This window comes from Verrucomicrobiia bacterium (genome assembly GCA_036405135.1).
Taxonomy (GTDB): Bacteria; Verrucomicrobiota; Verrucomicrobiia; order Limisphaerales; family JAEYXS01; genus JAEYXS01.
This window is the reverse complement of sequence record DASWYF010000027.1, coordinates 20,271-36,195: the sequence shown is the minus strand read 5'-3', so window position 1 is coordinate 36,195 and position 15,925 is coordinate 20,271. Positions and strand designations below refer to the sequence as shown.

Below are 15,925 nucleotides of genomic sequence, written 5' to 3'. Positions count from 1 at the left end.
CTGGTGCGATGAGAAACACAACAAGCAGTGTGACAGGCACCATCGTCTGTCCCTAGTCCCACAGGCGTTCACGCCTGTGGGTGTGTGAAGATCGATTAACAATTACTTCACTGTCTGCGTCACACCCAGCCGATCCAGCACTTCCTTAGGCGGCCCATCGAAACTCATCAAAGCTTCGTTGCCCACATAGCCCACGGCTTTCCAACCTTCCGGCGTTCCGTAATAAGCACCTGCTGCCACATCCCGGAACTTCACGAAGAACGCAGCCGCTTTCTTGAACTCCGCCTTCGCATCCGCAGGCCAGCAGATGTCATCACAGATCGCGCGCTTCTGCGTGTCGTTGAGCGAGGCAAAGGATTTCTTGAAGCGCTTCTGTGATTCTTCCGCGAGCCATTTCAAACCGGGGATGATGATTGCGCGATCCGCCACTTGCACCGGATACGGCGCACTCACCCACTCATCCATGAAATCCGGCACGCGCACCGTACTGGCGGCCGGACCGTATTGATCCGCTGGGAGAATCACGTCGGCGAGAGCTGCCGTCGTTTCCTTCTCATCCTTCGTGAAGGTCAGCGGCCAGAAATCGCCGGGATTATAATACTGCGAGACATCCGGATCTTGCCCGTAACCCTTCGCCGCTGGCCTTCCTGCTTCCGCTGCACTCGCGACGTAGTTCAATGACTCCAGCGCACCCACCTGCATCACGGCTGCCGCCGAGGCGAACCATTTCAAGACCGTGCGGCGTGAGAGACGCGGATTTTGTTGCTCAGAATTTTCCATAAGGCAGATCGTTTAAAGGTTTCCTTTGCGCGCCTGTTCCACGATGTAATCACCTGTGCGCCAGGCCAGCGCCATGATGGTGAGCGTGGGGTTTTTGTCCGCGTTCGAGGGGAAGGGCGTGCCATCGCACAGGAAGAGATTCTTCACATCCCACGTCTGGTTCCAGCTATTGCACACGGACTTCTTCGGGTCTGCCCCCATGAGTGCCCCGCCGACCTCATGGATGATCTTGCCGCCCGGCTCGATGATGTCATGCCCTGTCTTCACCTGCTTGCTGCGCACCGTGCCACCCATCGCCTCAATGAGTGCGCCGAACGTCTTGGATGCATGCAAGGCCATGTTGAGCTCGTGCTCGCTCCATTTCCAATGCCACTTCAGCACCGGGATGCCGTAATCATCCTTCACCTTCGGATCGAGTTCCGCGAAGGAGCCTTCATTCGGGATCATCTCACCGCGGCATGCGTAACCCACAAATGATCCGTAATAACGCCGCGCCTCTTCTTTGAACTTCGTGCCGTACGCACCCTTGATGAAATCGGAGGGTGCGGGATTGCGTCCACCTGGCATGCCGCGTGAGCCGCCCATCTCGATGTGATAACCACGTGCGAAATTCAGTTTGCCCTTAAGCTGCTCTTTATAGAGCCACCACGGCGCATAGAAGTGTGAACCACCCGCACCATCTTCATTATGCGGGGGCAGATTCTCGAGCGCGGGCACATGCCCGCTTACCGAAGCGCCCACCGTATCCATGATATACTTGCCAACTAGTCCAGTGCTGTTCGCGAGACCGTTCGGGTGCTGCGCATTCTTCGTATTCAGGAGAATGCGCACCGTCTCGCCGCTGCTCGCCGCGATGACCACCGCCTTCGCCTTCACGCGCTCTTCTTTGCGCGTCTTCTTGTTGATGTAGAGCACGCCATTCGCCTTGCCATCTTTGCCAATGAGAATTTCGCGAGCATGCGCGTCAGAGAGAATATCGAGATTACCCGTGGCGAGGGCAGGGGGCAGATGCACGGTGGTGCTTTGGTAATTTGCGCGAATATTACAGCCGCGCACACAAGGTGTGGCCCAGAAGCAAGCTGCACGACCACGCATCGCATCCGCGAGAATCTTCTGCGCACGCGGATTCTTCGGATGCAGCTTCGCCGGGATCTTGTCCGCATCCAGCGCCTTCGTCAGCACCGCGCGATGGATCGGGATGACCGGGATGCCCAGTTTCTTGCCGTGCTTTTGAGTGTAGAGTTCGGAAGCGCGGCCTTTCGGTGCGGGCAGCAAAACTCCCTTGGGCGAATTCGGTGTGTTCTCCAAACCTTCATTCGTCCCGTAAACGCCGATGAGCATCTCCACCTTCGTGTAATACGGCTCCACATCCTTGTAATTCAGCGGCCAGTCGAATCCGAGACCATCGCGGCTGTAAGGCTTGAAATCATACTGCCCGTTGCGCAAGGAGATGCGCCCCCAGTGATTCGTGCGCCCACCCATCATCCGCGCCCGCCACCACCAGAACTGCTCCTCCGGCTTGTCGCTCGCCTGCGTGTAAGGCTCGCCCGGTACCGTCCAGCCGCCGTTCACCGTGGCATCGGAAAAGCCGAAAAACTTGTCCGGCGTGGAGATGCCCATGAGCGGCGATTGATCTGGTCGCTGGAACATCGCCGTCTCCGTATCAGGATTGTAACTGCGTCCGGACTCGAGCATGACACACTTCAAGCCGGCCTGGGTCAGGGTGTAGGCCATCTGGCCGCCACCGGCCCCGGAACCGACGATCGCGACATCATACTCCGGTTGGACTTGGTCACTCGTGATGAAAGGCATAGGTAAAACGTAAATTTAGGAACGATTCGCGTCGAGCAAACTGTGGAGCAGCATTGATACTGGAAGTTTGACCCGAAGAAAGGAGTCGCGTTCAAGTTGCCTGCCAACGGTCTGTCTCTCGGTCACTTCTTGGGAGTTGTGGGGGCCTCTTTCAAATTCTTCTTCAACCACCCCAAGAGGCTGGCCATATCCGCCGGCGTAAGCGTCTCGGCAAAGGAAGGCATCAACGAAGCGGGCAGGCGGCGCACCCCTTTGACATCCTTCCGCAGCAGCACATTCTCCACACCACCGGGAGAGATCAGCGTAAGGCTCGTCGCTCCATCGTCCTTCAACAAACCCAGCACCGGTGTGCCTTCCTGCGTATCCACGCGAACGGTCTCGAAGCCGGGACGGATGTGTTCATTCGGCAGCAAGATGTGTCGCACCAAGGTCTCTTCCGGCACCGCCAGCTCGCCCATCAAATCGGGACCAACCTCAAAGCCTTCTTTCCCAACTTTGTGACACGTCATGCAGGCTTGCTGAAACAATTCATGCCCGCGCTTCAAATCCCGCTGACCGGCGAGCGCGCCGACAAATTTTTTGAACACCTCATCGCTGACCTCCATCGTTGGCGGAAGCGCACCGGACGGAGCCAACTCCTCCCCTTCCACCGCCGTCAGCACAAACGTGTCCTCCAATGCTCTCGTGGCTTTCCGCACCTCCGCCGATGCGCTGGCAGCCAAGGCAGAAAGCGTCTGGCGGGCGGACTTGTCCTGCAGCGCTTTGCGCGGCGCGTTCTTCCGGCCTTTCGCGAGAGCATCCAAGATGAGCATTTGGTTCTCCGCCGAAGTCTTTGACAACAAGGCCAGCGTGCGGGCCAGCTCCCCTTCATCCCGCCGTGCCGCAATCGTCTTGGCCAGCGGTTCCCACAAGGCTTTGGAATCGCCCGGTTCGCGCAACAGTTCCGTGAGCATGGCTTCACCGCGACCATGTAGCGAAGAGACGATGGCGCTATCCATCCAGCGGTATTTCAATTGCGTGCGCGCTAGATTGGCCAAGGCAGTGAAAGCGCGCGGGTCATTGGATTCACCGAGAGTGAGGGCGAGTTGCAGGAGGACACGGGGGTGTTGCTCTTTGTCAACGAGTTCAAGGATATGCTTCAAAACGCTTTCATTGCCTTGTTTCAACCATTGCTCACACAACTGCAAGCCAGTGACACGCGTCTCAACGTCAGGCCAATTAAAAGCTGACATGGCAAAGCCAGGTGTCAGCAGCCCGATTCCATCCAAGGTCCGTAGGCCGAAAATGTGCATCGACGGTCCATAGCAAACATGGATCGCGACTAGTTTTAATGCTTCTTCTCCAAGGGTATCTTTCCTCTCAATGATTAAGCGTTGGGCGGTTTGCTTTTGCCAAAATGTTCCGTGCATGAGGCGTAAAGCCAAATCCTTGCTACCCAGTTTACTCAAATCCGCCGAAAGCGACGGTTTCGCATCCTTATGCGTCAGTCGATAGATCCGGCCTTTATCATGGCCGTTGTAGAGCCCATACTGCTGCTGGAGATGACGGGGGATGGCCGAGTAGTCCTCAATGATCTCACGATAATAATCCACCACGTAGATGCAGCCATCCGGCCCGTGGTTCAACGAGATCGGGTGACTCCAGGAATCGCGCGAAGCGGCGAACTCCGATTTCTCCTCACCAGGAACGCGCCGCAGATTCAACATCGTCCCGTTCTCTTGGATGGCCGCACGGTGGATGAGATTTGCTGAGGGATCGCAGACAAAATATTGCCCCCGCAAGCCAGGCAAAACGCTATCCTGATATATGAGCGGACTGCACCCGGAGGTGAACCAACCCGTAGCATCGCTGTCTGAGGCCCCATAGCGATCGCGGTAATATTTGAAATAGGCCGGATCTTCCGCACGCTTGGTGCGCCACGGATGCGCGGGCGCGAGTGAATAAGCATGACGGTCATTCCCCGCTTCAACCTCAAGCCCGGTAAACGTGGCATCGGGATTCCGCACCAGATACCGCCACGGCAAGGGCGCGACAAATAATCCCGGCGTGATGGTATTCACCACAAAGCGATCACCCGCCGGAGTGAACGTAAAACCAAACGTATGCGTGCCCCCGGTGACTGGTTCAATAGCGCTGCCATCCGCGCGGATGCGAAAATCCGTGCCGCTTAACTGCACTGGGGCTTTCAAATGCGGACCTGTGATCTGGCCCCCACCCCAACCGCGCCCAAAATAGATCCAGCCGTCGATGGCCCACTGCGGCGCATTCACGCCGCGCTCCAAAGCGCCCGTCCGGAAACCAGTGAACAGCACCTCCCGCACTTCGGCTTTCCCATCGCCATCCCGATCCGCGAGATAAACGATATCTGGCGCGCAGGCGACGATTACTCCGCCTCGGCTCGGCACTAATCCATAGGCGGGCGGCAGGTCGCTCGCCCAGATGTCCGCTTTATCCATGCGGCCATCTCCGTTCGTGTCGTGCAGCAGCTTGATGACGCCATACGTGCCTTTCAGCGCCGCTTGCTTGAACCTCTCTTCCGCCTGCACCCGTCGCACCTGGGTATCGAGCTGGCCGGTCTTGTTCAACTCCTCGATGTCGAGCTGTCCCTCCAGATTGTAGCCGTGCAACTCGCTGACGAACATCCGCCCGCGTTCATCCCAGCAAACACCAGAAGGCGACGCGATGAGTGGTTCACTGGCCACGACTTCCATACGGAAGCCGGGTGGCAGTTGAAACGCCTTGGCACTTTCTTCGGGCGTGCGGGGTTTGGGAGCGTCCGTCGGCTTGGGGATCTCCGCCATGAGCGGTGCCGTCGAAAGCCCAAAAACACCTAAGAGGGCAGCGAACTTTATCGCCGTGGTAGGCCATGTCCGGCAGTTAAGGACTTCTGCGAGCATGATCTAGTTTCTCATGATGGCCTACGCAATCAACTCCTTGATCACCTGCCCGCCGAACTGGCTTAGCTGCTTGAACCGGCCGCCGTGGAAATACGTGAGCTTGTTATCATCCAACCCCAGCAAACGCAGCAACGTCACATGCACATCACGCACGTGATGCACCGTATCCACTGCCTTGTCACCCATCTCATCGGTCGCGCCTATGATGCTGCCCGCCTTCACACCGCCACCCGCGAGCCACATCGTCATTGCATGCGGGTTATGATCGCGCCCATAGGCGGTGCCGCCCCGCACGCCGTTGTCCGGTGAACGTCCGAACTCGCCGCACCACACGATGAGCGTGCTATCCAGCAAGCCGCGCTGTTTCAGATCCATGATGAGCGCCGCGATGGGTTGATCCACATTACGCACCAGATTCCCATGCGCGCGCTCGATGTAATCATGGCTATCCCACGTGCCCGCGTAGAGCTGGATGAAGCGCACGCCTTTCTCCACCAGCCGACGAGCCAGCAGACATTTCTTCCCGAACGCATCCGTCGCGTCATTGCCGATGCCATACATTGCCTTCAGCCTCGCATCCTCCTGGCTCATATCGAGAATGCCCGGCACCTGCATCTGCATGCGGAAGGCCAGTTCGTAATTCTCCATGCGCGCCGCCAGTTCATCATGCCCCGGATGCTGCGCCGCATGGCCTTGATTCAGCTTCGCGAGTAGATCGAGATTCTGCCGCTGATGTTCCGGCGTGATGCCCTTGGGCGGTTGCAGATCAAGAATGGGTGAACCCTTCGCACGCAACGGCGTTCCCTGAAAACTCGCAGGCAAGTAACCATTGCTCCAATTCGCCGAGCCACCTTGCGGATACGACACCTCTGGCAACACGATGAAGCCCGGCAGATTTTGATTCACCGTGCCGAGCCCATACGTCACCCACGAGCCGATGCCCGGATCGCCGCCGAAACGGTTGCCCGTATTCATCTGATACATCGCCGTGGGATGATTCACCGAGTCCACCTGACAACCACGGTAGAAGCACAGATCATCCGCAACCTTTGCCAGATGCTCCCAATTCTCCGCCATGTCCATGCCGCTCTGGCCCGCTTTGCGAAACTTGAACGGGCTCTGGACGTAGTAGCGTTTGCCGCTCTCCATCGCAGACTTCATCTTGCCCTCGCGCACGAACTCCTTCAGATGCATCTTCGCCAGCATCGGCTTGGGATCGAACGTGTCGATGTGCGATGGTCCGCCTTCCATCATCAGGAAGATGCAGCTCTTCGCCTTCGCAGCGATATGTCCCTCCTTCGGCGACAACGGCCCGGCCTTTACCTCCGCAGCGCCCGCTTCCTTCGCGAGAAACGAGCTGAACGCCACGCTGCCGATACTCGCGCCGAGCGAATAGAGAAAGTCCCGCCGCGTGTGGCTGGAAAAGGCCCGTGCGCCCGGTGTGCATGGAAAGTAAGGAGTCGTCATGGCATCAAGGGGGCGGGATGTTGGTCACCTTGCGGAAGTGAACAGCGGCCTCGGTTAATTGCTGCACCAGCTCTGTGTGCTGGCTCGCGACGTTATTGGTTTCTCCGATATCAGTAGTCAGATTGTAGAGCTGCGGCGGCGTGGTGAGATGCAGCTTCCACTCTTTCTCACGAAAAGATTCGCTGCGGTTCTTGTTCAAACCATAGAGCGAATAAAGCGTCGTGCGCGGTGAACGCTCTTTCCCGAGTAACACCGCAGAGACATCCATTCCATCGAGTTTCAAATCTTTCGGAAACGTGACATCTGCAAGCTTCGCGAACGTCGGCAATATATCGAGTGCCGTGATAAACTCATTCGCGACTCGTCCAGCCGGCACATGCCCCGGCCACCACACGATGAACGGAACGCGCAAGCCGCCCTCCAGCACCGTGTGCTTCGTTCCGCGCAATACGCCCGCGGTGCCCGGTGTCCGCCGTTCTGGCCCATTGTCACTCGTGAAGATCACCAGCGTTTTCTCAGCGAGATTCAGTGAGCGCAGTTTATCGAGGATTCTCCCCGTGCTGTCATCCAGTTCCTCGATGCTATCGCCATAAAGCCCGCGTGCCGATTTGTCTTTGAAACGCGGTGACGCATCGAATGGGATATGCGGCATGGCGTGACCGAGATAGAGGAAGAACGGTTTATCCTTGTTAGACTCGATGAATCTCAACGCCTCCACCGTATACAGTTCCGTCATCTCCGCCGGAACTGCCGGACGCTTCTCCACCTTATCTCCGCGCAGCACTGGCATGCCGCCCTCTTTCTCGAACACCACCGTCTCGTGCTTGTCGAGGTTATGCAGCACGCCGTAATAACTATCAAAACCCTGATCCATCGGCCGCATGCCTTTCACGAAACCCAGATGCCATTTACCGATGCAGCCCGTCGTGTAACCCGCCATCTTCACCACTTCGGCAAGCGTGACCTCCGCGCTCGCGAGACCATTCGTAGCATCCGGTCGCAGCACGCCCGTCGCCAAACCCACACGCCCGGGATACTTGCCTGTCATCAATGCCGCCCGCGATGGTGTGCACAGAGCCGAGGTCACCGAGAAGTCCGTGAAGCGCGTGCCTTCCTTGGCCATACGATCCAGATGCGGCGTGCGTAGATCCTTCGCGCCATAGCATCCGAGATCGCCATAGCCGAGGTCATCGCAGTTGATGAGGATGATGTTGGGACGCGTCGCTGCTATGCCGCTTACGGCCAGCGCGCAGAACATCAGTGCGATCAATTGTCCCTTAATAGACATACGCGAACTCGTTAGAGTTAAAGATCACCAGGCATACTTCGGCCAAGGCCCGCGTGTCCGCATCCACATCTGCGGGTTTCAAGTCTGGCACAAAATCATGATACGCATGCAGCTTTTCGGTGAACTTGAACTTCTCTCCCGTGTTCTCCTCCACTGCCTCACGCACGACCTCTTTTGGCACTTCCGCTTTCGCAAACGTCAGCTTCTCATGCCGCGTCTTCATCATCTCCCAATGCGCCAGACACGCCTGCATCTCATCAGCTCGCGGTGCACGTCCGTATGCCAGCGAAAACGCCTTCTTCACCGCTTCTTCGCGCGATTTCGTTTCCTTCTTCAACCGCGCCGCCAACGCGATCGCCCGATCAAACGTGCTCTCACCATTAAACAGGCTGAACACCTGTGGTGTGATGGTGGAAGCCTCACGTGCTTCGCAGGACAGCTCAGAGCCCGGCTCGTTGAACACCTCCATGAATGGGTCGCGTAAGCCGCGTATCTTCAGCGCATACAACGAGCGACGATGCCGTTGCTCCGGCTTTGGTGACGGCTCCCATGCCGAGGCAAACGTGCCCATCACCTGACGCGGTTGCAGCGCTGCTTCGAGGTTGATCTCCGGTCGTGAAGGGATGCCGCCCAAGACAGGATTTAATTCGCCTGAGACCAGCAGCATCGAATCCCGCAATTCCTCCGCCGTTAGCCGACGCGGCGCGAACACAGAATAGCTGGTACTGTTCGCATCCTTCTCCGCGAGCAGTTTGAAATCTGGGTGCGCCGAACTGCGGCGATACGCTTCCGAAGAAAGAATCATCCGGTGCATCGCCTTCACCGACCAGCCTTGTTCGATGAAGCTCGCCGCCAGCCAATCGAGCAGTTCCGGATGCGTCGGCTTCTTGCCTGTCGCCCCAAAATTATTTGGATTGCCCGCGATCGGTTGGCCGAAATGCCAGAGCCAAAGGCGATTCACCATCGTGCGCGCCGTGAGCGGATTTTGCGGGCTCGCGATCCAATCCGCCAAGGCCGTGCGCCTTCCACTCACCTCATTTGGTATCGTCGCACCTTGCTCAGAGACCGCACTGAGCACTGCGGGCGTTACCTTTTGTGCGGGGGAGAACGGATCACCTCCCGTGAGAATCGCCACCTCTTCCAGTTCACCATCCGTGTTCGGATTCTTCGGCAGACGGATCGGTGCCGTGACGGATTTCACATCCGGCGTGCCACCATTATAGACCGAGAAAGCGAAAGGCAGATAACGCTCCTGCTCCCATTTCAAACGCTCCAGTCCTTTCCGCGCCATGCGTTCATGCCCATAATCTTCCGGCGTGAACCCATAGAGCTTCGGCGGGAACTGCTCCTCCGCGACGCCTTTGCGTCCCATGATCGCGCGCGTCGCATTGAACACCCCGTTGAAGTCCCTACGGCCATTGCCACGTTCCGAATTACGCGCCTGTTCTACTGCGCTGTTCCAAGCTGCCGGATCAATTCCCTTTTCTTTGAACCATCCTTGTGCCGCCTGCACAGATTTCTCATCCAGCCGTTGCAAGGTCGCGATGAAATCCGTGCGTCGCAGATCCAGATACTTCTTCTCCTCGAAACCATTGACATTCTCGTGCGCCAGAAAAGGCGCAGCGCGTTCGGAAAGCTGCGTCGTGGCAAACACCGCCTGCATGGAATAATAATCACGCGTGGGAATGGGATCGAACTTGTGATCGTGACAGCGCGCACATTGCAGCATGTGCGCGAGGAAAACCTGACCCACACCATCCGTGACATCATCGAGGAAGCGCTGCCTCGCGATCTTCGCCACCTCCATACCCGTCAGCTCCCACGGTCCCATGCGCAAGAAACCCGTGGCGATCAGCAGTTCAGGATTCTTCGCATCGGCTTTCTGCTTCTCGTAAAGCTCATCCCCGGCGATCTGTTCACGGATGAACTGATCGTAGGGCTTGTCTGCATTGAAGCTGCGCACCACGTAGTCCCGATACCGCCACGTATTGCCGCGTTCGTAATCATTGGCGAAGCCTGATGAATCCGCATACCGCACCACATCGAGCCAATGCCGGCCCCAACGCTCGCCATAATGTGGAGAAGCCAGCAGCCGCTCCACTACCTTTGCAAACGCCTGTTCATCCGGCAGCGGATCATTCAAGAACGCGGTCACTTCCGCCGGTGTTGGCGGCCAACCGATGAGGTCATAGCTCACCCGCCGCAACAGTGTGAGCCGATCCGCGAGTGGAGCAGGGGAAAGCCCCTCCGGCATCTTCGCGGCGAGAAAAGCATCGACCGGATTTTTGGAGTGCGCTGGCACCGCCGGTTTCTTCAACGGCTGATACGCCCAAAGATTCTCCGGCTTATACCGCCGGTTCGTCCAATCCTCACTAAGCCCGCCGCTCGTCTTCACTGGTACACCATCGGCTGCTGCCCACTTGTCCGCGCCTTTCTTCTCCAGCTCCGCCCAGCGCGATTGTTCCGGCCAAGGTGCACCGGCTACGATCCATTCCTTCAGATACGCGAGTTGTTCCGGCGTGAGCTTGTCATTCTCCTTCGGTGGCATGGGCGACCACGTGTTTTCATGCAGACGTGTTGCCGCGAGATAGAGCGGGCTCTCCTCAGGCTTTCCCGCGATGACCGATGGCTTCTCACTTTCTCCACCCTTCAATAATCCCACCAGCGTGCGCATATCCAGATCACCCTTGATCTTCTTCTCGTCATCCCCGTGGCAGGCCAGACACTTCTCTTTGAAGAGCGGCTGGATGCGATGCACGAAGAGGACTTCACCCGCTTCCTTCGGGTCTGCACCGAAGGCGGTGACAGCACTCAATAATGTCGTGAGTGCAAGACCGAGCGACCATGTCGGACGGGGCTTCATGAACATGCTCTGTGGAATTCAGTTAATGTATCCTAAACCGGATATCTTGTGAACCCCTGGCTTATTCATGATGGGTGGGGTCCTTCCAATGGACGCTCCGCCTGGGCAGAAAGTTACCATTACTCCTCTTTACTTCGCGGAAGCGCCTGCGGCGGGAATTTTTACGGTTGCCCCACAGGCACCGCGAGCACCGGGCATTTGGCTTCGCGCACCACGCGCTCTGTCATGCTGCCCCGGAGAGCATCGAGGAATCCGGTGTGGCCTTCCGTGGACATCGCGATCAGGTCGGCGTGTTGTTCAAAGGCCATCTGAAGTATGCCGTCCACCACGTTGCCTTCCGTCCGATAGCGGGTGATCTTCCAGCCGGAATCGATAGGCAAGGTGAGCGTTGGCTCCTTGTCCTCGCTGCTCACATGCAGGATGGAGATGCGCACATCCGTGATCTTCAGCAGACGCAACAACGCAGCCGCCGCATCCAATGCCGCTTGCGGATCAGGCTGGAAATCTACGGGGACCAGAACGTGCCGGAGATTCAGATCACCATTTTCAGGATCTACAAATCCCAGACCCAGGCGGGGAACGAAAAGGGTTTTCAAACCACAGAAACGGGCCATGGGTTCGGCGGTGGGCCGATGCAGCAGCCGGTCGATCCCTTCATATTGATGAGTGGCCAGGACCATGAGATCCGTGGGATGATTGACCAGATGCTCTAGTGTTCCCAGCACGGGGTCATCACCGGTCTTGGTGAACTTGCAGATATTGAGCGCGCTGGCATCGAACTCCTTCTGTTTCTCCTGCGGCAGCAGATGCAACCAGCGCACAAGCGTGGCACGGACATGAGGAAAATCTTCCTGTGAAAATTTTTCACCCACTTTGCAAACGTGCAGGAGCGTCAACTGGTGCTGCGTGGCCAACGCGATGCGCAGGGCATGGGCGAAGGCGCTGGCATCGCTCTCAGAGCAGTCAGTGGGATGAAGCACATTGTCATAGATCACTTCACTCATGATATGGCCTTTGCCTGAGGCAAGATACCACAGGTTTCACCCGGCGGAAAAGATTCCGCCTCCCTCTTATTGGCTTTCATGGTTCACTCCTTGCCGTCTTAGCTCCGAATCCTCACTATACCGCCTGTCAGAACAATGAAACGCACCGCCCTTTCACAACTCGGCCAGCGCATCGCGGAACCTCCCATCGCCTGGCTCATGAAGCAGACGCTCGACCATCCGCATATCATCTCCCTGGCGGCCGGCTTCACCGATAATGCTTCCCTGCCCGTGTTGGAAGCCCAAGACCTCGCCCGCAGAGTGCTTACGAAAGCCGCTCGCGGACAAGCCGCCCTCCAATACGGCGCCACTGCCGGTGACGCCCGCTTGCGTGAGCTCACGGTCAAACGCCTGCAACACCTGGACCATGGAAAGGCCGATGCCCCAGTGGCGCAGACCCTCATGACCCATGGCTCGCAGCAATTGCTCTACCTTCTTTCCGAGGCATTGTTTGATACCGGGGACATCGTCATCGTGGAAGACCCCACCTACTTCGTTTTCCTCGGCATCGCCCAAAGCCGCAACATCGATTGCCGCGGCGTGAAGCTCACCCCGGAAGGTGTGGACCTGGCCGATCTCGAACGTTGCCTGGAGCAATTGAAGAAAGAAGGCTCGTTGCCGAAGCTCAAGGCTCTCTATCTCGTCACCTACCATCAGAATCCCACCGGCTACACCACTCGACTCGAGCGCAAGGCCGCCGCCCTGAAACTGCTCAAACGGTATGAAAAAGCCGCGGGCCACCCCATCTATCTGCTTGAAGATGCAGCCTATCGCGAACTGCGTTTCAAAGGGGATGACGTGCCCTCTGCGCTGACCTGTAAAGGCAGCGATCGCGTCATCTACGCGGGCACCTACAGCAAGCCTTTCGCCACTGGCATCCGCGTCGGCTTTGGCATCCTGCCCAAGGAACTCTTCCCCGCCGTACTCCGCATCAAAGGCAATCACGACTTCGGCACCGCGAATCTCCTCCAGCAACTCCTCGCTGAAGCCCTCGCCACCGGCACCTATGAGCGTCACCTCACGCAGCTCCGTGAACGCTACGCCAGCAAGGCCGCAGTCATGGTCGCCGCCATCAGGAAACACTTCCCTGCCGATGTCCAATGGCGCCAGCCCGAAGGCGGATTATATGTCTGGGCCCGCACACCTGTCCGTTTGAAGACCGGCATGAAATCCACCTTCTTCAAAAAGGCCCTCGCCCAAGACGTCCTGTACGTGCCCGGTGAACTTGCCTATGCAGACGACACCCATCGCCCCAAGCCGAACCACGAGATGCGCCTGAGCTTCGGCGGTGCCACTGAAAAAGACATCACCGAAGGCATCACCCGTTTAGGCCGTTTGCTGGCATCATAGATAGCGGACTGCCCGTAAGGGAAATCCCCTGCCAGTGAACTTACTATCGCCTTACATCCCCTCCTTCGAAGTTGGAAGTTATGAGTCATGGCCAGCCGGTTTACCTCGTACTGCTAAACCAGGGTAACGTCGTCCTTAGTCCTCGATTCGATACGACCTATCAGTCCTACAGCCCCATCGGACCCATTCCCCATCTCTGAACGTTGAACGCCTTCCCTCGTTTTCGCGTAGTTCGCGGTTAATATAGGCCCGTAGTGCAACTACCATTCCCCCGAAGTGGCTTTCTGCTTGGTTTGCTCCGCCCGGCAACCCGCTCAAGGCATCCTGTGCTACGGCACTCTAGCCTCCGGCCTCAACCTCCCAAACCCAACCCTCGCCAGCCACCCCACAAAGAAACGAAGAACCCCTCATCCACGGTAGGGCGAAAGTCCTCTTGAGCCCTGACTCTTTTCGTCAAGGCCACGTGATAACCACGACCCACCCCCCGCCGAAGCCCAAAAGCTCCCATCCCCCTCTCCTCCAGCAGACGCTGGAGGAGAGGGCCGGGGAGAGGAGGCACTAAACCACCCCATCCCCATCTCTGGGAAGTCGAACTTCGACCCGCTCTGCATTTCCTTTAGGAAATTATGTCAAAGAGCAATGAAACCATCCGACCCCTGTGAGCTACCGTGTTCTCCCCCTCTACGATTGAGAGTTCAAATTAAGCGTGTGTTTAGTTCCCGGCCGGTTCCGCAGTGAGTACGATGGATCAAACTTCAACTTGGAAGTCGAACTTCGACCCTCAGGATTCCCCGGCCCCATTCTCGGCCGACGTCCCTTTCCCCCTCCAGCTTACGAGCCCCAATCCACACGCCCGACACACCCACAGATCCTACCAGAGATATGGTGGGGCAATCGCTGCCGCGATGCCCTGACTCTTTTCGTCAAGACACCCTGACAGGTTCTCATCCGCACCCATCATCCCATGATGCTTCCATAAGGAATTGCCAAAACGATTCCATCGAACCATTCAGCGGGGATTTCAGCCTTTCGTGTCCCTAACTCGAAACTCAAAACCAGAAACACGTAACCGGCTTGTCAGCCCTTCCTTTACCAGCAGCGAGCTGCCAGCACTAAAATCTATCCCACAAAACCCTCAAGAAAACCACCACTTTTCACTAAAATTTGCAGCAAAAACCCAACCTTTTCCGCAACAAGAACATCCAAAAACCACAACTTACGTAACTCGCATTTCTAAAACTGTTTCCCTCGTATTCCTTTTTGCGTCTTCTGCGCTTCTTTGCGGCCATTCCCCCGCTGAAAACTGAACACTTGCACACTTGAAACTCCTCAGGGCAGGTCCTCACCCCAATTGTTCAACGCCGCTCCACGGGTGAGGTTCCTTCACAATCGACGACTGTTAACAACGAAATCAAAGCAACCAGAACAACAACCTATTACCTATGAAAACCACTCTTACCTGTCTCCTCCTCGGTGTCAGCCTCGCCACCCCCGCCTTTGCGGAAAAGGTTGAATTCAACCAGCTCCCCGAAGCCGTGCAAAAGGCCATCACCCAGCAAAAAGGCGCGGACGTCAAAAAGATCACCATCGATAAAGAGACCAAAGACGGCCGTACCGTTTACGAGGTGGACATGAACCGTGAAGATGCCAAGGACCAAAAACTGGTCATCGCGGCCGACGGCTCCTTGGTGAAAGACAGCGATCGCGACAACTCCCGCACCACCACTGCCAGTGGTGATTACGTTCCCCGCTTCCCGCGCATGCAGAGCGTGGACATGAAGGATGTCCCGCAAGCCGTGCAAGCCACCATTAATAAAGAAGCCGCCGGTCGCAAAGTCGTGGACATCGATAAAGAGACCTGGAACGGCCAGCCCGTCTATGAAGTCGAGTTCGCCCAGACCGGTCGCAATGCCCAGCTCCACATCGCCGCCAATGGCACCGTCGTGAAATCCGAGCGTAACGACGCCACCGACCGTGCCGTCCGTAATAACGACCGCACCGTCCGCAATGACCGGAACAATCGCAACGCCGTTGATCGCGATAACAAAGACCTACAAGACCGCACCTTCTTCATGGGCACGCAATTAGCCGACCTCCCCACCGCCGCCCAGGCCACCATCAAGCGTGAAGCTGCAGGGAAAGACATCGTGGACATTGATAAAGAAACCCGCGATGGCCGCGTGGTCTATGAAGTCGAGATCAAGCAGGAAGGCAAAAACATCGAACTGCACGTGGCTGAAGACGGCACCATCCTCCGCGACAGCCGCAAAGAAGACGGCAAATTCTCCAAGATATAACGATCCTTTGGCACGAACCACTTTGGTTGCGTAAGTAAAACGGAGTGGTAAGTCAGCGCCTCAGGCCAGCAGAACGGCCTGAAGGCATCCCCAGCCGATGAAAGTCGGCTGGGGATTTTTATCTATAG

Annotated in this window: 9 protein-coding genes; 2 read left to right on the top strand and 7 right to left on the bottom strand. The window is 57.2% G+C overall.

The features are described from left to right. Window positions 1-102: 102 nt before the first annotated feature. The 7 genes from VGH19_13865 to VGH19_13835 form a co-directional block, all read right to left on the bottom strand. Window positions 103-780: a gluconate 2-dehydrogenase subunit 3 family protein gene (locus VGH19_13865; GenBank protein ID HEY1172450.1), complete on the bottom strand. Its 678-nt coding sequence runs from the start codon at window positions 778-780 to the stop codon at window positions 103-105. Between the two features lie 12 nt (window positions 781-792). After that, window positions 793-2,592 (bottom strand): GMC family oxidoreductase, encoded by a 1,800-nt coding sequence (locus VGH19_13860; GenBank protein HEY1172449.1) that lies wholly within the window; start codon window positions 2,590-2,592, stop codon window positions 793-795. A 122-nt stretch (window positions 2,593-2,714) separates the two neighbouring features. Then, a complete protein-coding gene (locus VGH19_13855; GenBank protein ID HEY1172448.1) occupies window positions 2,715-5,489 on the bottom strand; it encodes a PVC-type heme-binding CxxCH protein in 2,775 nt (924 codons plus the stop codon). Between the two features lie 21 nt (window positions 5,490-5,510). After that, window positions 5,511-6,956 carry a DUF1501 domain-containing protein gene (locus tag VGH19_13850; protein HEY1172447.1) on the bottom strand — a complete coding sequence of 482 codons (1,446 nt, stop codon included), beginning with the start codon at window positions 6,954-6,956 and terminating at the stop codon, window positions 5,511-5,513. Window positions 6,957-6,960: 4 nt separating this feature from the next. After that, window positions 6,961-8,244 carry a sulfatase gene (locus VGH19_13845; GenBank protein ID HEY1172446.1) on the bottom strand — a complete coding sequence of 428 codons (1,284 nt, stop codon included), beginning with the start codon at window positions 8,242-8,244 and terminating at the stop codon, window positions 6,961-6,963. Then, on the bottom strand, window positions 8,234-11,107 hold the full coding sequence (locus VGH19_13840) for a PSD1 and planctomycete cytochrome C domain-containing protein (GenBank protein HEY1172445.1): 2,874 nt from the start codon (window positions 11,105-11,107) through the stop codon (window positions 8,234-8,236). The genes VGH19_13845 and VGH19_13840 overlap by 11 nt, the downstream gene beginning before the upstream one ends. Before the next feature lie 161 nt (window positions 11,108-11,268). Further along, window positions 11,269-12,111, bottom strand: a complete 843-nt coding sequence (locus VGH19_13835) for a universal stress protein (GenBank protein HEY1172444.1) — start codon at window positions 12,109-12,111, stop codon at window positions 11,269-11,271. A gap of 135 nt (window positions 12,112-12,246) precedes the next feature. Between VGH19_13835 and VGH19_13830 the strand changes: the two genes are divergently transcribed. Together VGH19_13830 and VGH19_13825 are read left to right on the top strand one after the other, a co-directional pair. Then, entirely contained in the window at window positions 12,247-13,500 is a 1,254-nt protein-coding gene (locus tag VGH19_13830) for a PLP-dependent aminotransferase family protein (protein ID HEY1172443.1), read from the top strand. A 1,442-nt stretch (window positions 13,501-14,942) separates the two neighbouring features. Then, window positions 14,943-15,797: a PepSY domain-containing protein gene (locus VGH19_13825; GenBank protein ID HEY1172442.1), complete on the top strand. Its 855-nt coding sequence runs from the start codon at window positions 14,943-14,945 to the stop codon at window positions 15,795-15,797. Window positions 15,798-15,925 lie beyond the last annotated feature (128 nt).